At 62.2% G+C, this 19,241-nt stretch carries 34 protein-coding genes; 1 reads left to right on the top strand and 33 read right to left on the bottom strand.

What is annotated here, in order from left to right; genetic code table 11:
- Positions 1-8: 8 nt before the first annotated feature.
- The 5 genes from T5B8_RS15395 to T5B8_RS15375 form a co-directional block, all read right to left on the bottom strand.
- Positions 9-1,226 (bottom strand): type II and III secretion system protein family protein, encoded by a 1,218-nt coding sequence (locus T5B8_RS15395; RefSeq protein WP_353180149.1) that lies wholly within the window; start codon positions 1,224-1,226, stop codon positions 9-11.
- A gap of 81 nt (positions 1,227-1,307) precedes the next feature.
- Entirely contained in the window at positions 1,308-2,204 is an 897-nt protein-coding gene (gene cpaB, locus T5B8_RS15390) for a Flp pilus assembly protein CpaB (protein ID WP_353180148.1), read from the bottom strand.
- A 30-nt stretch (positions 2,205-2,234) separates the two neighbouring features.
- Positions 2,235-2,681: a TadE/TadG family type IV pilus assembly protein gene (locus T5B8_RS15385; protein ID WP_353180146.1), complete on the bottom strand. Its 447-nt coding sequence runs from the start codon at positions 2,679-2,681 to the stop codon at positions 2,235-2,237.
- Positions 2,678-3,106: a hypothetical protein gene (locus tag T5B8_RS15380; protein ID WP_353180145.1), complete on the bottom strand. Its 429-nt coding sequence runs from the start codon at positions 3,104-3,106 to the stop codon at positions 2,678-2,680. The genes T5B8_RS15385 and T5B8_RS15380 overlap by 4 nt, the downstream gene beginning before the upstream one ends.
- 122 nt (positions 3,107-3,228) lie before the next feature.
- The gene (locus T5B8_RS15375; RefSeq protein WP_353180144.1) at positions 3,229-3,417 is read right to left on the bottom strand and encodes a Flp family type IVb pilin; all 189 of its coding nucleotides are present in this window, start codon (positions 3,415-3,417) and stop codon (positions 3,229-3,231) included.
- 206 nt (positions 3,418-3,623) lie between these two features.
- Here T5B8_RS15375 and T5B8_RS15370 point away from each other — a divergent pair, with 206 nt between their 5' ends.
- Complete coding sequence (locus tag T5B8_RS15370) at positions 3,624-4,451, top strand: symmetrical bis(5'-nucleosyl)-tetraphosphatase (protein WP_353180142.1); 828 nt, start codon at positions 3,624-3,626, stop codon at positions 4,449-4,451.
- On the opposite strand, the gene T5B8_RS15365 is transcribed toward T5B8_RS15370, so the two are convergent.
- The 28 genes from T5B8_RS15365 to rplC all read right to left on the bottom strand — a co-directional run bounded on the left by T5B8_RS15365 (position 4,448) and on the right by rplC (position 19,171).
- Positions 4,448-5,542, bottom strand: coding sequence for a DUF481 domain-containing protein (locus T5B8_RS15365; RefSeq protein WP_353180140.1), 1,095 nt, complete (start codon positions 5,540-5,542; stop codon positions 4,448-4,450). The two genes, T5B8_RS15370 and T5B8_RS15365, sit on opposite strands and share 4 nt — an antisense overlap.
- Positions 5,543-5,647: 105 nt before the next feature.
- Positions 5,648-6,049 carry a 50S ribosomal protein L17 gene (gene rplQ / locus T5B8_RS15360; protein WP_353180138.1) on the bottom strand — a complete coding sequence of 134 codons (402 nt, stop codon included), beginning with the start codon at positions 6,047-6,049 and terminating at the stop codon, positions 5,648-5,650.
- 34 nt (positions 6,050-6,083) lie between these two features.
- Positions 6,084-7,070, bottom strand: a complete 987-nt coding sequence (locus T5B8_RS15355) for a DNA-directed RNA polymerase subunit alpha (protein WP_353180136.1) — start codon at positions 7,068-7,070, stop codon at positions 6,084-6,086.
- Positions 7,071-7,106: 36 nt separating this feature from the next.
- Complete coding sequence (rpsD, locus tag T5B8_RS15350; RefSeq protein WP_353180135.1) at positions 7,107-7,730, bottom strand: 30S ribosomal protein S4; 624 nt, start codon at positions 7,728-7,730, stop codon at positions 7,107-7,109.
- Positions 7,731-7,767: 37 nt separating this feature from the next.
- On the bottom strand, positions 7,768-8,172 hold the full coding sequence (gene rpsK, locus T5B8_RS15345) for a 30S ribosomal protein S11 (protein WP_006913652.1): 405 nt from the start codon (positions 8,170-8,172) through the stop codon (positions 7,768-7,770).
- A 33-nt stretch (positions 8,173-8,205) separates the two neighbouring features.
- Entirely contained in the window at positions 8,206-8,562 is a 357-nt protein-coding gene (rpsM, locus tag T5B8_RS15340; RefSeq protein ID WP_353180133.1) for a 30S ribosomal protein S13, read from the bottom strand.
- Positions 8,563-8,684: 122 nt separating this feature from the next.
- Complete coding sequence (gene rpmJ / locus T5B8_RS15335) at positions 8,685-8,801, bottom strand: 50S ribosomal protein L36 (protein WP_006913650.1); 117 nt, start codon at positions 8,799-8,801, stop codon at positions 8,685-8,687.
- A 74-nt stretch (positions 8,802-8,875) separates the two neighbouring features.
- Positions 8,876-10,228: a preprotein translocase subunit SecY gene (gene secY, locus T5B8_RS15330; protein ID WP_353180132.1), complete on the bottom strand. Its 1,353-nt coding sequence runs from the start codon at positions 10,226-10,228 to the stop codon at positions 8,876-8,878.
- 2 nt (positions 10,229-10,230) lie between these two features.
- The gene (rplO, locus tag T5B8_RS15325; RefSeq protein ID WP_353180130.1) at positions 10,231-10,659 is read right to left on the bottom strand and encodes a 50S ribosomal protein L15; all 429 of its coding nucleotides are present in this window, start codon (positions 10,657-10,659) and stop codon (positions 10,231-10,233) included.
- Between the two features lies 1 nt (position 10,660).
- Positions 10,661-10,843: a 50S ribosomal protein L30 gene (gene rpmD / locus T5B8_RS15320; RefSeq protein WP_353180128.1), complete on the bottom strand. Its 183-nt coding sequence runs from the start codon at positions 10,841-10,843 to the stop codon at positions 10,661-10,663.
- 13 nt (positions 10,844-10,856) lie between these two features.
- Positions 10,857-11,366 carry a 30S ribosomal protein S5 gene (gene rpsE / locus T5B8_RS15315; protein WP_353180126.1) on the bottom strand — a complete coding sequence of 170 codons (510 nt, stop codon included), beginning with the start codon at positions 11,364-11,366 and terminating at the stop codon, positions 10,857-10,859.
- 14 nt (positions 11,367-11,380) lie between these two features.
- Entirely contained in the window at positions 11,381-11,737 is a 357-nt protein-coding gene (rplR, locus tag T5B8_RS15310; RefSeq protein WP_353180125.1) for a 50S ribosomal protein L18, read from the bottom strand.
- Between the two features lie 45 nt (positions 11,738-11,782).
- The gene (gene rplF / locus T5B8_RS15305) at positions 11,783-12,313 is read right to left on the bottom strand and encodes a 50S ribosomal protein L6 (protein WP_353180124.1); all 531 of its coding nucleotides are present in this window, start codon (positions 12,311-12,313) and stop codon (positions 11,783-11,785) included.
- A 32-nt stretch (positions 12,314-12,345) separates the two neighbouring features.
- Positions 12,346-12,741, bottom strand: coding sequence for a 30S ribosomal protein S8 (gene rpsH / locus T5B8_RS15300; protein WP_353180122.1), 396 nt, complete (start codon positions 12,739-12,741; stop codon positions 12,346-12,348).
- A gap of 25 nt (positions 12,742-12,766) precedes the next feature.
- Positions 12,767-13,072 carry a 30S ribosomal protein S14 gene (rpsN, locus tag T5B8_RS15295; RefSeq protein WP_006913642.1) on the bottom strand — a complete coding sequence of 102 codons (306 nt, stop codon included), beginning with the start codon at positions 13,070-13,072 and terminating at the stop codon, positions 12,767-12,769.
- A gap of 21 nt (positions 13,073-13,093) precedes the next feature.
- On the bottom strand, positions 13,094-13,654 hold the full coding sequence (gene rplE / locus T5B8_RS15290; RefSeq protein ID WP_040608321.1) for a 50S ribosomal protein L5: 561 nt from the start codon (positions 13,652-13,654) through the stop codon (positions 13,094-13,096).
- Positions 13,655-13,675: 21 nt separating this feature from the next.
- Positions 13,676-14,005 (bottom strand): 50S ribosomal protein L24, encoded by a 330-nt coding sequence (rplX, locus tag T5B8_RS15285; RefSeq protein WP_006913640.1) that lies wholly within the window; start codon positions 14,003-14,005, stop codon positions 13,676-13,678.
- Complete coding sequence (gene rplN, locus T5B8_RS15280; RefSeq protein ID WP_006913639.1) at positions 14,002-14,367, bottom strand: 50S ribosomal protein L14; 366 nt, start codon at positions 14,365-14,367, stop codon at positions 14,002-14,004. Before rplN ends, rplX begins: the two co-directional genes overlap by 4 nt.
- A 9-nt stretch (positions 14,368-14,376) precedes the next feature.
- Positions 14,377-14,685, bottom strand: coding sequence for a 30S ribosomal protein S17 (gene rpsQ, locus T5B8_RS15275; RefSeq protein ID WP_353180119.1), 309 nt, complete (start codon positions 14,683-14,685; stop codon positions 14,377-14,379).
- A gap of 13 nt (positions 14,686-14,698) precedes the next feature.
- Entirely contained in the window at positions 14,699-14,887 is a 189-nt protein-coding gene (rpmC, locus tag T5B8_RS15270) for a 50S ribosomal protein L29 (RefSeq protein ID WP_006913637.1), read from the bottom strand.
- Positions 14,888-14,895: 8 nt separating this feature from the next.
- Complete coding sequence (gene rplP, locus T5B8_RS15265) at positions 14,896-15,309, bottom strand: 50S ribosomal protein L16 (protein WP_006913636.1); 414 nt, start codon at positions 15,307-15,309, stop codon at positions 14,896-14,898.
- Positions 15,310-15,315: 6 nt separating this feature from the next.
- The gene (gene rpsC / locus T5B8_RS15260) at positions 15,316-15,996 is read right to left on the bottom strand and encodes a 30S ribosomal protein S3 (RefSeq protein ID WP_006913635.1); all 681 of its coding nucleotides are present in this window, start codon (positions 15,994-15,996) and stop codon (positions 15,316-15,318) included.
- Positions 15,997-16,008: 12 nt separating this feature from the next.
- A complete protein-coding gene (gene rplV / locus T5B8_RS15255; RefSeq protein ID WP_353180117.1) occupies positions 16,009-16,341 on the bottom strand; it encodes a 50S ribosomal protein L22 in 333 nt (110 codons plus the stop codon).
- 17 nt (positions 16,342-16,358) lie between these two features.
- Positions 16,359-16,628, bottom strand: coding sequence for a 30S ribosomal protein S19 (rpsS, locus tag T5B8_RS15250; RefSeq protein ID WP_006913633.1), 270 nt, complete (start codon positions 16,626-16,628; stop codon positions 16,359-16,361).
- 30 nt (positions 16,629-16,658) lie between these two features.
- Entirely contained in the window at positions 16,659-17,495 is an 837-nt protein-coding gene (gene rplB, locus T5B8_RS15245; protein ID WP_353180115.1) for a 50S ribosomal protein L2, read from the bottom strand.
- A gap of 33 nt (positions 17,496-17,528) precedes the next feature.
- A complete protein-coding gene (gene rplW / locus T5B8_RS15240; protein ID WP_353180113.1) occupies positions 17,529-17,831 on the bottom strand; it encodes a 50S ribosomal protein L23 in 303 nt (100 codons plus the stop codon).
- Complete coding sequence (gene rplD, locus T5B8_RS15235) at positions 17,828-18,436, bottom strand: 50S ribosomal protein L4 (RefSeq protein WP_006913630.1); 609 nt, start codon at positions 18,434-18,436, stop codon at positions 17,828-17,830. Before rplD ends, rplW begins: the two co-directional genes overlap by 4 nt.
- A 27-nt stretch (positions 18,437-18,463) precedes the next feature.
- A complete protein-coding gene (gene rplC, locus T5B8_RS15230) occupies positions 18,464-19,171 on the bottom strand; it encodes a 50S ribosomal protein L3 (protein WP_353180112.1) in 708 nt (235 codons plus the stop codon).
- Between the last annotated feature and the right edge of the window lie 70 nt (positions 19,172-19,241).

Genomic DNA, 19,241 nt, shown 5'->3' with positions numbered 1-19,241 from the left:
CTTGCCTGTCAGCGCGAAAAACCAGTCACGCCGGTGCGTGGCTCGAAATCACCTTTTTCGAGCAGAAACAACTCGCCGTTGCCGGGATCGTAGCCCTCGTATTCGCGCCCGGGCAGCGGCACGTCGGTACCCCGCCGAAGCGGCGCCACCAGATGCGGGGTCACGATCATGATCAGCTCCCGATTGCTGCGCTCGTAGCGGGTACTGCGAAAGAACGCCCCCAGCACCGGCAGATCACCCAGCCACGGCACCTTGTCGACCGTGGCGGCCATGTTCTGGTCGACCAGGCCGCTGAGAATGAAGCTCTCGCCATCGCCGAGTTCGACGGTGGTGTCGGTTCGGCGCACGCGAATGCCGGGCACGGTAATGCCCTGCAGCGTGACCCCGGCCGAGAAATCCAGCTCGCTGACCTCGGGGGCGACCTTCAGCACGATGCGGTCCTGCTGCAATACCGTCGGCGTGAGCGACAGCCGAATGCCGAACTCCTTGAATTCGATGGTCACGGCGTTGTTACCCACGCCACTGCCGCCGCCCTGGGTGACCGGGATAGGGAATTCGCCGCCGGCAAGAAAAGAGGCGGTCTGCCCGCTCATGGCGACCAGTGACGGCTCGGCCAGGGTCCGCATGAGCCCCTGGCGCTCGAGAATACTCAACAGCCCGGCGGTATTCTTGGCGCTATCGGTCAGGACCAGATTGAAGGCATCGCCGATCGGCTGAAAGCCGGTATTGGATAACAGATCGACATTGCCCCCGACGCCGTCGATGCCGGCCGAGGCGCCCGGCGGCGATACTGCCAACGCCGATTCCCCGGCCGCGTTGCTCAGGAAGTTGAAGCCGATCTGGCGCAGGGCACGCCGGCTGACTTCGGCAATGCGTATATCGGCCTGAACCTGAGTCGGCAGCACCGCGCGCTGTTCGTCGATCAAGACCCCGGGGCGTTCGCCGTCGTCGACCGCAACGGCAAAACGCAGTGGGCTTTTACGGCCATCGACCCAGACCAGCAGGCTGGTATCGCCGCGCGCCATGCCGGTGAGCATGACCTGACGCGTATCGATGACGTTCACGGCGGCGGTTTCCGGATCGCCGATGGCGATGCGTTCGATCACGCCGGGTGTTGCGAGCACCTGCTGCTCGCCAATGCCGACTTGTATCGTCGCGGTTGTCGTCAGGGCCGCGGTATTGGGCGCGGCCAGGGCACGACCGAACACGACCAATAGCAGCGCCAATAGACAAGCGATGCCAAGCGCGCGCCGGCCAGGTCGACGCGCGCGTGTATCTGCGTTTGTTAACAACTGTGTATGCATGGGTTACGGGCGCTGGATACGCGTTGCCTTCGTGCCTTCGTAGACTTCGATGGTCGCGGCCGGCGCGCGCCTGGGCGGCGACTGCGCGCCGCGCGCGCGTGCTGGCGAGTCGCCCAGGGCCGCCAGTTCCGCGAGTGTGATCACGTTCGGGTTTGCGGTACGGGTTGGCGTGTTTGTTTCGGTATCGGCCGCGCCGCGCCGATCGCCAGTGCTGGCCGCGGCCGCTCGCAAGGCCAACCGCAATTCGCCCAGGCTCGCGGCGAGCATGAGCTTGGCTGTCTGGCTGTTTTCAACCGCGAGTACCACCGTGCGCTCGCCGCGTGTGCCGCCGGATGTCGCCTGTTGCGGAGCGGCGTCGCTGTTGATCAGTTCGTCCTCGTAGGCGAGTACGCGTATATCACGCATGAGTACACGCGCCTGGCTGTGCTCGACATCGGCGCCGCTGGCGCGCAGATACAGCAGCACGTCGACGAAATCGCCCGGCTGCACGAAACCGCCTACTGCCACGACATCGGTGACGTCGACCGAAATTGCCTGCGTGCCCGGTGGGATGGCTTCGGCGAGCGCGCTGTGTCGGCCGAAGGCTTCCTCGGTCACCGGCACACCGGTGGCCACGCGCCGCACCGGCGTGCGCCCGATCACGTCGGCGGTGTCGCGATAGTATTGCGCGGGTTCCACGGCAATAGGCACGAGCGCGACATCCTCGGCAGTAATCGCGCGATAGGGATCAAGCGTGCGCACCGCGACCACGGCCAATACCCGCTCGGGTTCGGAGGCAACGACATCGGTCTGATCACGCGCATCCGGAGCTGGCCGGCTCATCACATAGGCCAGCGCCGCGAACAGCAACGCCAGAGCAATCAGCGCGACGGCGAAGGTTCGCAAGGCCGATGAACTCATGATTTTTTATCCCCTTGCCTGGCGCGATGTTTACAGGCGCACATTGGCGGTCACGGACAGCGGCCCCGGTGCCGGCGGCAAACGCCCGATAAACGGCAACTCCACGCTCAGCGCGTCGAGCACGCGACAGGCCTGAAAATCGATCGCGACCCGGTAGCGATACTCGCCATCGCCCACGGCAATCGCCGTGGCCGCCGGAGTCATGCAGCGTCGTTCGTCCTGTGCGTCACCCTTGGTATTTTGTTCAGCATACCCGGCCAGCGCCCGTGTTGCTGCAGCCTGGGCGGCGTTGCCCGGCGTGCCCGCCAGCGGCGACTGCGTGGCCGCGGCCTGGGCCCCGATATAGGCAGCATCGAGACCGATGCGATAAAGCACGAAGGCATAGCCGTAATAGAGCATCACGAACAGGCCCAGAATCAGTACCGGCAGCGACAGCACGAACTCGAAGGCGGCCACACCGCGCTGGTCGCCATTCATGGCGTATCACCACAGGCGCTGTCGGCCGCAGGTCCCGGCAACACGACACTGGCCTGGCCGGCCACCGTCAGCGCCAGCCCCCGGTCACGACTATTCAACAGGTCGAAATCGCCTTCGCGGCGCACGCTCAACACGCGCTGGCCGGGCGTGGTATCGGTCAAGCCAATCGATACCTGCGTGGTGCGCAGATCGCGTACGTAGTACGCATAGAACGGCGCCTGCGCGTCGAGCGCATCGCGCACGAACGCCTCGACCGCCTGGCAATACCGGGATCCCGGCGTACGCACGGCCACCTGGACCGCCCGGCCCGCAGCCTGGGCCACATCCTGGCCCAGCGCATACTGGGTTACCGCATAAATCGCGGCGCTGAACACAAGGCCCGTGATCACGATCATCAACGGCAACATGGCGGCGTATTCGATCATCGCCGCACCGCGACAGCGCAACGCAGGGATGCACGCGCGCCTGGCATTCAACCCGGCAGGCTTTGTTCGTTCGCCCATATCAGCGCTCGCCACCCTGAACGCGCCGGGGCGGCGGCCACCCGTCAGGGGCCGGCGCCCGTACCGCTGTCACCGGACAGCGCATTGCTGATCTGAGTGCCGACCTGCTGGATACCGTCTTCGAAAATGGTACTGGCCGCCACGACGATCGCGATGCTGACCACAGCAACGATCAAGGCATACTCGATCATGGTGGCACCGCGCTGATAGCGCGCAAAAAAACCGTTGTTCATCGTTTTACCCCGCGGGCTTCGCCCCGCTATCGCAGGCCCGGCAAGCCGGGCGCATCCTCTGATTATCGGCCTATCGTGATCCAAGCTGAAACAGGCCCTGCTCGCCTGTGCGCGACGCATTCGAGCGCACAGCCCCACGGCGCATTTAGACAGCTTCGCATACCGGCCTACAATACGCGCCTAGGCCTTCGGACGAGGAGCAAGCGGTGGCAATATTCTGTATCGGCGACATTCACGGCGCGGCCGACGCGCTCGATCGCCTGCTTGATCGCCTGTCCGCCGAATACGACGATCCGACATTCTGGTTCGTGGGCGACCTGGTCAATCGCGGCCCCGATTCACTGGGCGTACTGCGCCGCGTGCGCGCACTCGGTGAGCGCGCGATTACCGTGCTGGGCAATCACGATCTGAGCCTGCTCGCCCTTGCCCAGCGCAACGACGCCATTGAAAAAGCAAAGCCGGGACTGCGCGAAGTCCTCGAAGCGTGCGACGGCGACGCCCTGCTCGCCTGGCTGCGTCATCGCCCGCTGCTGCATCGCGATCCGGCGCTGGACTGGACCATGGTGCATGCCGGCATCCCGCCGAGCTGGACCGTCGCCGAGGCCCAGGCCCGTGCCCAGGAACTGGAGGCGGCATTGCGCGGACCCGATCATCGCGACTTTCTCGCCGGGCTATACGGCAACACACCCAGCCACTGGGCCCCGGAACTCAGCGGCATCGAACGCCTGCGCTATATCGCCAACGCCCTGACCCGCCAGCGTTTCATCACGCCCGATGGCGGGCTGGACATGGACTACAAGAAAACCCTGGCCGACGCGCCGTCCTCGCTCGTGCCCTGGTTCGCCTGGCCGAACCGCGCGGCAGGGCACGAACGTATCGTGTTCGGCCACTGGTCGGCCCTCGAACAGGTCGCCTGGCCGCAATACCGCGTCTGGGGCATCGACACCGGCGCGGCCTGGGGCGGCCAGCTCAGCGCGCTACGCCTGGACAGCGCGACGCCCTACCTTGTTCAGGTCGAGGCCGACGCGCCCTAGAAACTGCGGGTTATGCCGAGGTTGTAGGTGGTATCGAGTTCCTCGACCCCCGGCTCCGGGTTGTTGTTGTACTCGTGATCGAGGCCGGCACGCAGGTGCCACGCGTCACTGTTGGCGATAGGCACCTCGACACCCAGTGCCGATTCGAAGATGAAGTTATCGCTGGGGCTGTTGGTGATTTCCGGGTAGATGGTGAAGTCGTGGGTCAGCTTGAGCCAGTCGCCGACCAGCTGGGCGTAGTCCCAGCCCGCAGAAAAGATCATTTCGCCGCTGTCGCCGCCGGTCGTGTATTTCTCATGCTGATAGCCCACACCGGTGCGCACCTTGAAGGTCAGGCGATCGCGCCGGGCCAGGAAATACCCCGGACCAACGAGCGTGCGCGAGCGCAGGTCGATCTCCTCGAACTCGTCCTTTTCCAGCTCCTGTTGCGCGAACCAGAACAACCGCGGCGTTAGGTCGCTTTCGTAGCGCGCATTGCCGAGGTACTCCTCGGCCGTGGTTTGGTCGTCTTCTTCCTCACGGTCAGCAGAGGCTGCCAGCGACAATCGCGTATCGCCGGTATCGCGCAACGCGCCGACCTTGGTCAACAGCGAACTGGTATCGGTATTACCGGACTTGCCGTTGAGCGCCACCTCCACGCTACCGGACCAGAAATCGCCATTTTCAGGCGGCAGACTATCGGCATTGGGCAGCTCGTAGCCGTCGTCTTCTTCCTGCTGGGCATCCACCACTTTCGGCGCGATCTCGGCCACGTCCGCCAATGTGGATACGGACTCAGCGCCCTCGTCCTGCACAAGCACGCGCTGCTCGTCGGCGTCGGCGCCGTAGGCAAACCGCGCCTGCGTCTGGCGGCCATCGGCAAGCCGTACGGCCAGCGCGCCGTCGCTCGCCAGACCCTGTACCTGATCGCGGGCAATGGTGAGCGTATCGGCAAACTGCGTATCGATAACCACATCGTCAGCCGAAAGCGACACGATGCGCCCATTGAGCTGACTACCATCCTGCAGATAGACGGTATCGGCCAGCACCGTCGGCGCAGTCCATACCAGCGCGAGCACACAGGCTACGCGAACACCGCGAGTCGAGATCATTCGTTACCCCCAAAAAGACAAACGCTGCATTGGTGCAGCGCACATATTCTACCCACAAAAAAGCCGGCGCTTAGGCCGGCTTTCTTGCATTACGCGTTGGCCGCCTCAGGCAGAGGCTTCCAGCGTCTCGTCCTCGTCGTCTTCGACGATCGGACGATCGACGAGTTCGACATACGCCATCGGCGCATTGTCGCCAGGGCGGAAACCGCACTTGAGAATACGCAGATAGCCACCCGGGCGCTGCGCATAACGGGTGCCGAGTTCACCAAACAGCTTGCCGACCGCTTCCTTGTCGCGCAGACGCGCGAACGCCAGGCGACGGTTGGCCACGCTGTCGGTCTTGGCAAGCGTGATCAGCGGTTCCGCCACGCGCCGCAGCTCCTTGGCCTTGGGCAGCGTGGTGCGGATCAGCTCGTGCTTGAACAGCGACGCCGACATGTTCTTCATCATGGCCGCGCGATGGGAGGATTCGCGCCCCAGGTTAGTACCGCTCTTGCGATGACGCATAGCTCTGTCCTTAGTCTATATTCGCGAAAAAACGCTAGGCTTTTTCGAGTTCGGCCGGCGGCCAGTTCTCGACCGTCATACCGAGCTTGAGACCGTGCTCTGCCAAGACTTCGCTGATTTCGGTCAGCGACTTCTTGCCGAGGTTCGGCGTGCGCATGAGCTCGGTTTCGGTACGCTGAACCAGATCGCCCACGTAGTGGATGTCTTCTGCCTTGAGGCAGTTGGTGGAGCGCACCGTCAGCTCGAGGTCTTCGATCGGCTTGAGCAGGGTCGGATCGGTCTTGCCGGTCTCGCCCTTGCGGGTCGACTCCTCGCGCGCTTCCAGATCGACGAACACCGACAGCTGGTCGTAAAGCGTGGCCGCCGCGGTACGTACCGCGTCTTCCGGCTCGACACTGCCATTGGTCTCGATATCCAGCACGAGCTTGTCGAGGTCGGTGCGCTGTTCAACACGCGCACGCTCGACCGCATAGCTCACGCGACGAATCGGGCTGAAGCTCGCATCAAGACGCAGCGCGCCGATTTCGCTGGCGCCGGTGTCTTCTTCACCGGGCTCCGACTTGCTCTGCGCCGGCTGATAGCCACGGCCGCGCTCGACCTTCATGCTCATGCGCAGCTCGCCACTGGTCAGATGGGCGATCACGAGATCCGGATTCACGATTTCGACATCGTGATCGGTCGTGATATCGCCCGCCGTGACCGGGCCTTCACCGCTTTTGTGCAGGTGCAGCTCGGCTTCGTCACGCGAATGCATACGCACCGCGACGTTCTTTAGGTTGAGCAGGACGTCGATGACGTCTTCCTGCATACCTTCGACTGTGGTGTACTCGTGCAGCACGCCATCGATCTTGACTTCGGTGATCGCCGCCCCGGGAATCGAGGACAGCAGAATCCGCCGAATCGCGTTGCCGAGCGTATGGCCGTAGCCCCGCTCGAGCGGCTCAAGTGCGATCTTGGCACGCCGCTCGTTCGCCCGTTCCACCTCGACCAGGCGCGGTTTCAGCAATTCACTGGACTGCATAATGCAAATACCTCTTGCTGTCTAAGACAGCGCCTATTACTTCGAGTAAAGCTCGACGACCAGATTCTCGTTGATATCCGGCAAAACCTGATCGCGATCGGGGACCGCCTTGAACGTGCCCTTGAGCGCCTTTTCATCGACTTCGACCCACTCGCTCAGGCCAAGCTGCGAAGCAACCTGCAACGACTCGATGATCCGGGGCTGGTGCTTGGCGCGATTACGAATCGCCACCGTATCGCCGACCTTGACTTCATAGGACGGGATATTCACCGGGTAATCGTTGACCGCCACGGCCTTGTGGTTGACCAGCTGACGAGCCTCGGCACGCGTGGACGCAAAACCCATGCGATAGACGACGTTGTCGAGCCGCGTTTCCAGCTGCTGCAACAGCACTACGCCGGTCGCGCCCTTGTTCTGCGCGGCCTTCTTGTAGTAGTTGCGGAACTGCTTTTCCAGCACGCCGTACATATGCCGCAGCTTCTGCTTCTCGCGCAGCTGCAGGGCGTAGTCCGACAGTCGCTGACGGCGCTGGGTGCCCTGGGCGCCCGGCGGCGTATCGATCTTGCACTTGCCTTCCAGCGAGCGACCGCGCCCCTTGAGGAACAGGTCAGTGCCTGCCCGGCGCGAAAGCTTGCATTTCGGTCCTGTGTACTTAGCCATTGTTCTCTACCTGTTCCGGTTCGATCGCCCGAGCGCGCTAGACGCGGCGCTTCTTGGGCGGACGACAGCCATTGTGCGGGATCGGCGTCACGTCGATGATGCCGGTCACCTTGAAGCCAGCGCCATTGAGCGAACGTACCGCCGCTTCACGGCCCGGGCCGGGGCCCTTGACCCGTACCTCGAGATTCTTCACGCCATACTGCGCCGCGCCTTCACCTGCGCGTTCGGCCGCGACCTGAGCCGCAAACGGCGTGCTCTTGCGCGAACCCTTGAAGCCACAGCTGCCCGAGGTGCACCACGACAACACATTGCCCTGACGGTCAGAGATCGTGATGATCGTGTTGTTGAAAGTCGCATACACGAACGCGATACCGTCCGTGACGTTACGACGTGCACGCGCCTTGCGCGTGCGAGATGCTGTGGAAGACGTGCCTGTCGCCATAAAGCGTTACCTGTACTCTCGTGCGAGAACGAACTAGCGGCGAATGGGCCGACGCGGGCCCTTACGCGTGCGCGAATTGGTTTTGGTGCGCTGTCCGCGCACCGGAAGACCACGACGATGACGCAGACCGCGATAGCAGCCCAGATCCATCAGTCGCTTGATGTTCATCGAGATTTCGCGACGCAGATCGCCCTCGATCGTGTACTGCTGAACCTGCGCTCGCAGCGCTTCGACCTCACCCTCGGTGAGATCCTTGATCTTGGTATCGGTCGCCACATTCGAGGCGGCACAGATTTCGCGAGCCCGCGTAAACCCGATGCCGTACAGCGACGTCAACGCCACCACCGCATGCTTGTTGATCGGGAGGTTAACTCCAGCGATTCGCGCCATTCGATTGATCTCCCAGCTATCGGGCAATGGTTGTCGCCGGCGCTGCCGCGCCAAGCGAATATTCAACCGTTGAAAAGCCCGCCAATATAGCCTTTCTGTTCTGTGATTACAAGGTTTTTCGACTAACCCTGGCGCTGCTTATGGCGCGGGTCGGTCGAGCAGATGACCATCACGGCACCGTTGCGCCGGATGACTTTGCAGTTGCGGCAAATTTTCTTAACCGATGCTCTAACTTTCATGTCCTACCTCTGACATCTCGCCGGCCATCGTTTATGGCCGGTGGTGTAACCGTTGTGCGCTTGTCCGGCCGTGACTAGCGAAGCATGCCGGCGCCGCCACGACCCTGGGATTTCAGGTTGTTCTTCTTCATCAACCCTTCGTACTGATGCGACATCAGATGCGCCTGTAGCTGGGCCATGAAATCCATGACCACGACCACGATGATCAGCAACGAGGTACCGCCGAAATAGAACGGCACGTTGTACTGAAGAATCAGCAGCTCGGGCAGCAGACAGACCGCGGTCACATATACCGCGCCCGCCACGGTCAACCGTGTGAGCACCGTATCGATGTAATTCGCCGTCTGGATACCGGGACGCACACCAGGAATGAACGCGCCCGACTTCTTCAGGTTTTCTGCCGTTTCCCGCGAATCGAACACGAGCGCGGTATAGAAAAAGCAGAAGAACACGATCATCAGCGAATAGAACAGCACATACAGCGGCTGCCCCGGCGCGATTGCGTTCGACACCCAGTTGGCCACCGAACCGCCTTCGCCAAGAAAGCGTACGACCGTGGCCGGGAACAGAATGATGCTCGACGCAAAGATCGGCGGGATCACACCGGCCATGTTCAGCTTCAACGGCAGATGCTGGGTCTGAGCCGCATACATCTTGCGCCCGCGCTGGCGCTGGGCATGATGAACCGGAATACGCCGCTGGCCGCGTTCGACGAACACGACAAACGCCAGCACCGCCATCGCACCCACAAACAGGGCGATCACGAAGAAAATGCTCAGTTCACCCGTACGCACCAGATCCAGCGTGCCGCCAATCGCCGACGGCAGCCCGGCGACGATCGCGGCGAAGATCAGCATCGAAATACCGTTGCCGATACCACGCTCGGTGACCTGCTCACCCAGCCACATCAAAAACATCGCGCCGGTCGTCAGACACACCGCGGTGGTGAAGATGAAACTGAATTCACTCGTGCCGCTCTGCGCGATCCCCTGATTCCACAACGCGATACCGGTACCAATGGACTGGAACGAGGCCAAGGCCACCGTACCGTAACGCGTGTACTGGGTAATCTTGCGGCGACCCGCCTCGCCTTCCTTCTTGAGATCCTTGAGCGCCGGCACGGTCGCGGTCATCAATTGCATGATGATCGAGGCCGAGATATAGGGCATCACCCCGAGCGCAAAGATCGACAGACGCTTGAGCGCACCGCCGGTGAACATGACGCCGACATCGAGAATCGTGCCCGACTGCTGCTCGAACAGACGCGCGAGCTGGGCCGGATCGATACCGGGCACCGGAATGAAGGTGCCGATACGGAACACGATCAGCGCGCCCACCAGAAACAGCAGGCGCTGACGCACTTCCGTAAGGCTTCCCGAGTTCGGGTTGGAGCCGCCGGGCGCTGCAGTGTTGGGCCGCTTCGCCATGATTACTCGGCGACGCTGCCGCCAGCCGCTTCGATCGCCTTGGCCGCGCCGGCCGTGGCGGCCACGCCCTTGAGGTTAACGGCCACGGTCACTTCGCCGGAGGCGATGACCTTGGCACGACGCGCATCGCGCGAAACGATACCCGCGGCCTTCAGGGCGGCCAGATCCACATCGCCTTCGAGACGATTGAGATTGTCCAGGCGCACTTCGGCGGGCGCGTCCACCGGGCTGCGGAAACCGCGCTTGGGCACGCGACGCTGCAGCGGCATCTGACCGCCTTCGAAGCCCACCTTGGTGTAACCGCCGCTACGCGACTTCTGGCCCTTGTGACCGCGACCCGCGGTCTTGCCCAGATCCGAACCCGGACCCCGGCCGACGCGCTTGCGCTGCTGGCGCGCGCCGTCACTCGGCTGAAGATCGTTGAGTTTCATCCTACGACTCCTGGATCGCGAGCATGTCGACGATCTTGTTGATCATGCCCCGGTTTTCCGGCGTATCCGCCACCGTCACCTGATGATGCATCCGACGCAGGCCCAACCCGCGCACACAGGCGCGATGACGCTTGACCCGTCCAATCGGACTCTTGATAAGTTTGATCGTGATTTGATTGGCCATCGCGCGCTCTCCGTTAAGCGGTGATTTCTTCGACCGACTTGCCGCGCTTGGCCGCGATGAACTCGGGGTCGTGCATTTCACGCAGCCCGTTGATCGTGGCGCGCACGAGGTTGATCGGGTTACGCGAACCGTAGCTCTTGGCGAGCACGTTGCTCACGCCGGCGACTTCGAATACGGCACGCATGCCGCCACCCGCAATCACGCCGGTACCTTCGGAGGCCGGACGCATGATCACCTTGGTCGCGCCGTGGCGGCCGATAATGGCGTGCTGAAGGGTCGAGCCTTCCTTGATCTGGACTCGAATCATGCTCTTGCGCGCGGCTTCCATCGCCTTGGCGATGGCCAGCGGCACTTCACGCGCCTTGCCATAACCAAAGCCGACGCGGCCTTCGCCGTCACCGACCACGGTCAGTGCGGTGAAGCCGAACTGACGGCCACCCTTGACGACCTTGGCCACGCGATTGACGGTGATCAGCTTTTCGAGCAGATCGCCTTCGGTGCGTTGTTCGTTACGTGTTGCCATTGCGAAAAATCCCGTTAGAACTGCAGGCCGCTTTCACGCGCGGCGTCGGCGAGTGCCTTGACTCGACCGTGATAGGCGAAACCCGAGCGATCGAAGGCGACAGCCTCGACACCTGCGGCCTTGGCGCGGTCGGCGATCGTACGCCCGATAAGGCGCGCGGCGTCGCAATTGCCGGTCTTGCCACATTCCTCGCGCAGGCTCTTTTCGACCGTCGACGCGCTCGCGATGGTACGCGAACCGTCGGGGGCCACGATCTGGGCATAGATATGCTGCGGCGTGCGGTGTACGGACAGACGATGCGCGCCCAGGTTGCGCATGTGCATGCGGCCCCGACGGGCACGACGCAGTCGCGAAATCGATTTCTTGTGCATGGCGTAATGAATCTGTTGTTGGCGGTAAATGAAACGCGCCGTTGATTACTTCTTCTTCGCGTCCTTGCGAACCACGCGCTCGTCGGCGTAGCGAATACCCTTGCCCTTGTATGGCTCCGGCGGGCGGTAGTTGCGGATTTCCGCAGCCGCCTGGCCGACCACCTGCTTGTCCGCGCCGGTCAGCACGATCTCGGTATTGCTCGGCGTCGCCACGGTTACGCCCTGGGGCATTTTGTAGGCGACCGGATGCGACAGACCGAGCGACAGGTTGAGCGTGTCGCCCTGAGCCTGGGCACGATAACCCACGCCAACCAGCTCGAGCTTGCGCTCGAAGCCTTCGCTTACGCCTTTGACCATGTTGGCCACGGTGGCACGCACCGTGCCCGCCATCGCCATATTCGGCTTGCGGCCGGTGGGCTTGGCCGTTGCCTGGCCGTCGGCGACCTCGACATCGACGCCTTCCGGCAGGCGAAAGCTGAGCTCGCCGTTCTTGCCCTTGACCCGCACATCGCGCGCGGCGACGTTGCATTCCACGCCGCTAGGCAGGCTGACCGGGGCCTTAGCTACTCTGGACATATTCGAACTTCCTGTGCGTTGCTCGACGCGTCTTACGACACGTAGCAGAGAATCTCGCCGCCGTGACCGGCTTCGCGGGCCGCGCGATCGGTCATCACGCCCTGCGACGTGGACACGATCGAGATGCCAAGGCCGCCGACGACCGACGGGACATCCTTCTTGCCGCGATAGATCCGAAGACCGGGCTTGGACACGCGCTCGATGTGCTCGATCACGCCATGCCCCTGGAAATACTTAAGCTCGACGCGCAAACGCGGCTTGCCATCCAGGTCGATGGTTTCGAATCCGGAGATATACCCCTCGTCCTGCAGAACCTGGGCGATCGCCAGCTTCAGCTTGGAGGAGGGCATTTCGACGCTTTCCTTGTCTGCCGACTGCCCGTTACGAATACGGGTCAGCATGTCGGCAATAGGGTCAGTCATACTCATGCGTACCGATACCTTTTTCTGTGGCCTACCAGGAGGACATAACGAGACCGGGCACTTCACCGCGCATTGCGGCTTCCCGCAATTTGTTGCGCGAGAGCCCGAACTTACGGTAAACACCGCGCGGACGACCGGTCGCCTGACAGCGACGCGTAACCCGCGTGGGGCTCGCATCGCGCGGCAGCGCCTGCAGTTCCTGCGCAGCGGCGAAACGCTCTTCCGGCGTCGCCTCCGGGTCGTTGATACGTTCCTTGATCGCGGCGCGCTTTTCGGCGTATTTCGCCACCAGCTTCATGCGCTTGCGATCGCGGGCGATCATGCTTTTCTTTGCCATAATAGGGTCTCCGGGGCCGGCTTACTTGCGGAACGGGAAGTTGAACCCGTCCAGCAGCGCCCGCCCCTCTTCGTCGTTCTTGGCCGAGGTCGAGATCACGATATCCATACCGCGCAGCGCATCGACCCGGTCGTAATCGATTTCCGGGAACACGATCTGTTCACGAATACCGAGGCTATAGTTGCCGCGACCGTCGAACGAACGCGGGTTCAGGCCGCGAAAATCGCGAATACGCGGCAGGGACACGTTCACGAGACGGTCCAGAAATTCGTACATCTGACGGCGACGCAGCGTGACCTTGCAGCCGATCGGCCAGCCTTCACGGATCTTGAACCCTGCGACCGACTTGCGGGCGCGGGTCATGACCGGCTTCTGACCGGCGATCTTGGCCATATCCGCAATCGCCGATTCGATCACCTTGCGATCGGACACTGCCTCGCCGACACCCATGTTAAGGGTGATCTTGGTCACGCGCGGCGCAGCCATCGGGCTGGTGAAGCCGAACTGTTCCATCAGCTTCGGGACGATCTGATCGGTGTACACCGATTTCAAGCGCGCCGGATGTTTACTCGTATTTTCCATGGCGTTTTCCATGTCATTCACCTACGCGTCGACCACTTCGCCGGACGACTTGTAGATACGAACCTTGCGTCGGTCCGCACCTTCGCCCAGCCACTTGAAACCGACCCGCTCACCCTTCTGGGTGTCCGGGTTGTACAGCATCACGTTCGAGATATGCAGCGGCATCTCGCGTTCTTCAATGCCACCCTGGATGCCCTGGTTGGGATCCGGACGCACATGCTTTTTGGCGATGTTGATGCCGTCGATCACGATCTTGTCGCCCAGCACACGGTTGACCGTGCCGCGACGACCGCGATCCTTGCCACTAATGACGATCACTTCATCGCCACTACGAATCTTTCTGGAGCTCATAGAACCTCCGGCGCAAGCGAGATGATGCGCATGAACTTCTCACGCAGCTCGCGCGTGACCGGCCCGAAGATACGGGTGCCGATCGGCTCATTGTTGTTGTTGAGCAGCACGGCAGCGTTATTGTCGAAACGGATCAGCGACCCGTCGTTGCGACGAACACCGTGACGCGTACGCACCACGACTGCATTCATCACTTCGCCTTTCTTGACGCGACCACGCGGGATCGCGTCTTTGACGCTGACCTTGATGATGTCGCCAACGCGCGCGTAACGACGATGCGAGCCGCCCAGCACCTTGATGCACTGGACGCGGCGGGCGCCGCTGTTATCGGCTGCATTGAGTACCGATTCTGTCTGGATCATGGCTGTCGTTTATCCTGCGGTATCGAATTCGCCGGCCTTCTCGACCACGCGCCGCAGCGACCACGCCTTGCGGCGCGACACCGGGCGGCCTTCTGCGATTTCCACGAAATCACCCACCTGACAGGTGTTTTCGGGATCGTGCGCCTTCAAACGCGTGCTGCGACGCATGTACTTGCCGTACAGCGGATGCTGCGTGCGCCGCTCGATAAGCACCACGATGGTCTTGTCCATCGCGTTACTCACGACCTTGCCGGCCAGTACGCGCTGACGCTTTTCCTGCTCGGCGGCGGTATTGTTGGTTTCGTTCGTTTCGCTCATGGCTCAACTGTTCCTATTTGCCGGCTTCGCGCAGCACAGTCTTGATGCGCGCGATGTCACGACGAATGACGCCGAACTGATGGGTCTGCGCGAGCTGGCCCGTGGCCTGCTGCATGCGCAGATTGAACTGTTCGCGACGCAGCGACAGCAGCTCTTTCTCCAGTTCTTCGGCCGATTTCTCGCGCAATTCTTTCGCTTTCATCTTCGCCTCTACAGAATCTTGCGTTCGACAAAGGCCGTCTTCACCGGCAGCTTCGAGGCCGCCAGACGAAATGCCTCCTGGGCAACTTCGCGGCTGACGCCTTCCATTTCATAGAGCATGGAGCCGGGCTGCACCTTGGCGACCCAGAACTCGACGTTGCCCTTGCCCTTACCCATACGAACTTCGATGGGCTTCTTGGTGACCGGCTTGTCCGGGAACACACGGATCCAGGTCTTGCCGCCACGCTTGATATGACGCGTCATGGCACGACGAGCAGCCTCGATCTGACGCGCGGTCAGACGACCCCGCTCGACCGCCTTCAGGCCATACTCGCCAAAGCTGACCGCGTTACCACGCTGGGCCAGACCGCGGTTACGGCCTTTCTGGACCTTGCGGAATTTGACTCGTTTCGGTTGCAACATCGCTGTTTACCCCGCGGCCGCGCCGGTATCGGCGGGCTTTTCTTCGATCTTGGGATCGGTATCGAACACTTCGCCCTTGAAGATCCAGACCTTGACGCCGAGCACGCCGTAGGTGGTCTTGGCTTCAGCCAGGCCGTAATCGATGTCGGCACGCAGCGTATGCAGCGGCACGCGACCGTCGCGATACCACTCGGTACGCGCGATTTCGGCACCATTCAAGCGACCGGCGACGTTGACACGAATACCACCGGCGCCGAGGCGCATCGCATTGCCGACCGCGCGTTTCATCGCGCGCCGGAACATGATGCGACGCTCCAGCTGCTGCGCGATGTTCTGGGCCACAAGCAGGGCATCGAGTTCCGGACGGCGAATCTCTTCGACCGACAGATGAACCGGCACGCCCATACGCTCGGAGACTTCCGCGCGCAGCTTGTCGATATCCTCGCCCTTCTTGCCGATGACGATGCCCGGACGCGCCGTATGAATCGTGATCCGGGCGCTACGCGCCGGACGATCGATCTGGATACGGCTGACCGAGGCATGCGCCAGCTTTTCGCGAATGAAATCACGGATCTCGAGATCCGTATTCAACGCGTCGCGATAGCCGGCGTTCTCGGCATACCAGCGCGAGCTCCACTCGGACGTGATACCGAGACGGAAACCGACAGGATGTACTTTATGACCCATATCTTTATCCGATTACTTGTCTGCGACGCGAATCGTCACGTGACTCGTACGCTTGAAAATCCGATCGGCACGACCACGAGCACGGGGCTTCATGCGCTTCATGGTCGGACCTTCGTCGACCATGATCGTCGCGACCTTGAGCTCGTCGATATCCGCGCCTTCATTGTGCTCGGCGTTGGCCACCGCCGACTCGAGCACCTTGCGCACGATATGTGCGGCCTTCTTGGTGGAGAACTGCAGCGTCTCCAAGGCGCGCTCGACCGGCATACCCCGAACCTCGTCGGCGACGAGACGGGCTTTCTGCGGCGAGATACGCGCGAAACGAAGTTTGGCGAACGATTCCATATTGATAAGTCCTCGCCTTAACCCTTGCGGTCGCCCAGATGGCCCTTGAAGGTGCGCGTCGGCGAAAACTCGCCGAGCTTGTGCCCGACCATGTTTTCCGACACGAACACCGGCACGTGCTGACGGCCGTTATGCACGGCGATCGTCAGGCCGATCATGTCCGGCGTCACCATCGAGCGACGCGACCACGTCTTGATCGGACGCTTGGTGCTGCTGTTCGCGGCTGCTTCCACCTTGGCGGCGAGATGCAGATCGACGAACGGGCCTTTCTTGATTGAACGGGGCATAGCTATTCCTGTGCCTTTATAAAACGCGGCTTACCGCTTCTTACGCTTGACGCTGCGACGAACAATCATGCCGTCGGTGCGCTTGTTAGCACGCGTCTTGAAACCCTTGGTCTTCCAACCCCAGGGACTGGTCGGATGCCGACCGCCACTGGTCCGGCCTTCACCACCACCATGGGGGTGATCGACCGGGTTCATCGCCACGCCGCGAACGGTCGGGCGACGACCACGCCAACGCTTCGCGCCGGCCTTGCCGAGCTGACGCAGGCTATGCTCGTAATTGCCGACTTCGCCTACCGTCGCACGGCAGTTGATATGTACGCGCCGCGTTTCACCGGACTTCAGCCGGATCACCGCATATTCGCCCGCACGCGCCGCAACCTGGATTGCAGCACCGGCACTACGGCCCAGCTGCGCGCCCTTGCCGGGCCGCATTTCCACGCAATGCACGGTCGTGCCTACGGGAATACTGGCCAGCGGCAACGCGTTGCCGGGGCGAATCGGCGCCTGCGGACCGGACACGATCTTCGTGTCAACGGTCACCCCGCGCGGCGCGATGATGTAACGACGCTCGCCATCGGCGTAGCACAGCAAGGCGATGTTGGCGCTACGATTCGGATCGTATTCAAGGCGCTCGACCTTGGCCGGCACACCATCCTTGTCCCGCTTGAAATCCACCAGGCGGTAATGCTGACGATGGCCGCCGCCACGGTGACGCACCGTAATGCGACCGTTGTTGTTGCGACCACCCTGCTTGTGCTTCTTGACGACCAGCGAGGATTCCGGCTTGCCGTTATGCAGCGATCCATCCTTGACGCTGACGACGAAGCGACGACCCGCGGATGTCGGCTTGGCTTTCTTGAGTGCCATAGTTTCTTACCTTTTGGCGCTTGCTACGAGCGCTTACTGGGTGGCGCCGTCGAGGAAATCGATTTCCTCGCCCTGGGCCAACGTGACGTAGGCCTTCTTCCAGCCACTACGCACACCCGGGCGACCACGGAACCGCTTGAGCTTGGGCTTGACGTTAACCGTATTCACGCCCTCGACCTTGACGTCGAAAAGCGCGGCCACCGCCGCCTTGATCTCGGCCTTGCTCGCCGTATTCGCAACTTCGAAGACGACCTGATTGTTCGCGTCGGCCACCACGGTGCTCTTTTCAGAGATGTGGGGCGCGCGCAGAATCTGAAAGATGCGTTCCTGATTCATTGCAGCCAACCTTCGAGCGCGCGCAGCGCGTCTTCCGTAATGAGCACATTCTCGGCACCGACCAGCACGACCGGATCCAGCGCGTTCACGGCGACCACGTCCAGGCCGACAACGTTATTGGCCGAATAGCCAAGCTTGTCATCGACTTCGGAGACCACGATCAGGCCGCGGGCCTCGCAGTTCTGATCGGACAGCGCCTTGAGCAGACCCTTGGTGCTGCGCGCTTCCAGCGCGGGCGCCTCGATGACCGTCAAACGCTCCTGGCGCAGCAGCTCCGAGACGATCGCACTCATGCCGGCGCGATACATCTTGCGGTTGACCTTCTGCGCGTAATCGCGCGGGCTCGCCGCAAAGGTCACACCACCGCCGGTCCAGATCGGACTGCGAATGGTGCCGGCACGGGCACGACCGGTGCCCTTCTGGCGCCACGGCTTCTTGCCACCGCCGCGCACTTCGGCACGATTCTTCTGCGCCTTGGTGCCCGCACGAGCGCCAGCCAGATACGCCGTGACGATCTGATGAACCAGATCCTTGTTGAACGGACGAGCAAAGATCGCATCGGAAACCGAAACCGTCTTGCCGCCTGTTGCCAAATTGAGTTCCATGACTTATGCCTGTCGTAAAAGTCGGGCCTAGCCGGCCTTCTTGACCGCGGGGCTGATGACCACGTCACCACCCTTCGCGCCCGGAACGCCGCCCTGGATCAGAATCAGGTTGCGCTCTGCATCCACACGTACGACCCGCAGGTTCTGAACGGTGGTGCGCGCATTGCCCAACTGACCGGACATCTTCTTGCCCTTGAACACATGGCCGGGCGACTGGTTCTGGCCGATGGAACCCGGCGCACGGTGCGCCTTGGAGTTACCATGCGTCATGCGCTGCGAGCGGAAGTTATGGCGCTTGATGACGCCGCCATAACCTTTACCGATCGAGCGCCCGACCACGTCCACGATCTGCCCTTCCGAGAACAGCGACACGGTCAGCTCGCCACCGACGGCCAACTCGACCTGTTCGGCTTCGGCCGGCTCTTCGCCTTCCTCGGTCGACTGCGGAGCAGCAACCGGAACCGTCGGCCATTCGCCTTCGACCCGGAACTCCCACAAGCCGCGACCCGCTTCGACGCCAGCCTTCTTGAAGTGCCCGGCGGCGGCCTTGGTCACGCGACTTGCACGACGTTCGCCCGTGGTTACCTGAATCGCGCGATAGCCGTCACTGTCGCTGTCCTTCATCTGAACGACGCGATTGGGCTCGACTTCGACGACCGTTACCGGAACGGACACGCCATTTTCGTCGAAAACGCGAGACATGCCGCGCTTGCGACCTACCAATCCAATAGCCATGTGTTAAGTACCTTCTCGCTTATCGCCACTCGCTAGAGGGGGCGACAGTTCAAGTTTGGTTGCATCCAGT

Source organism: Salinisphaera sp. T5B8, assembly GCF_040361255.1.
Taxonomy (GTDB): domain Bacteria; phylum Pseudomonadota; class Gammaproteobacteria; order Nevskiales; family Salinisphaeraceae; genus Salinisphaera.
This window is presented reverse-complemented; position numbering and strand designations above follow the sequence as displayed.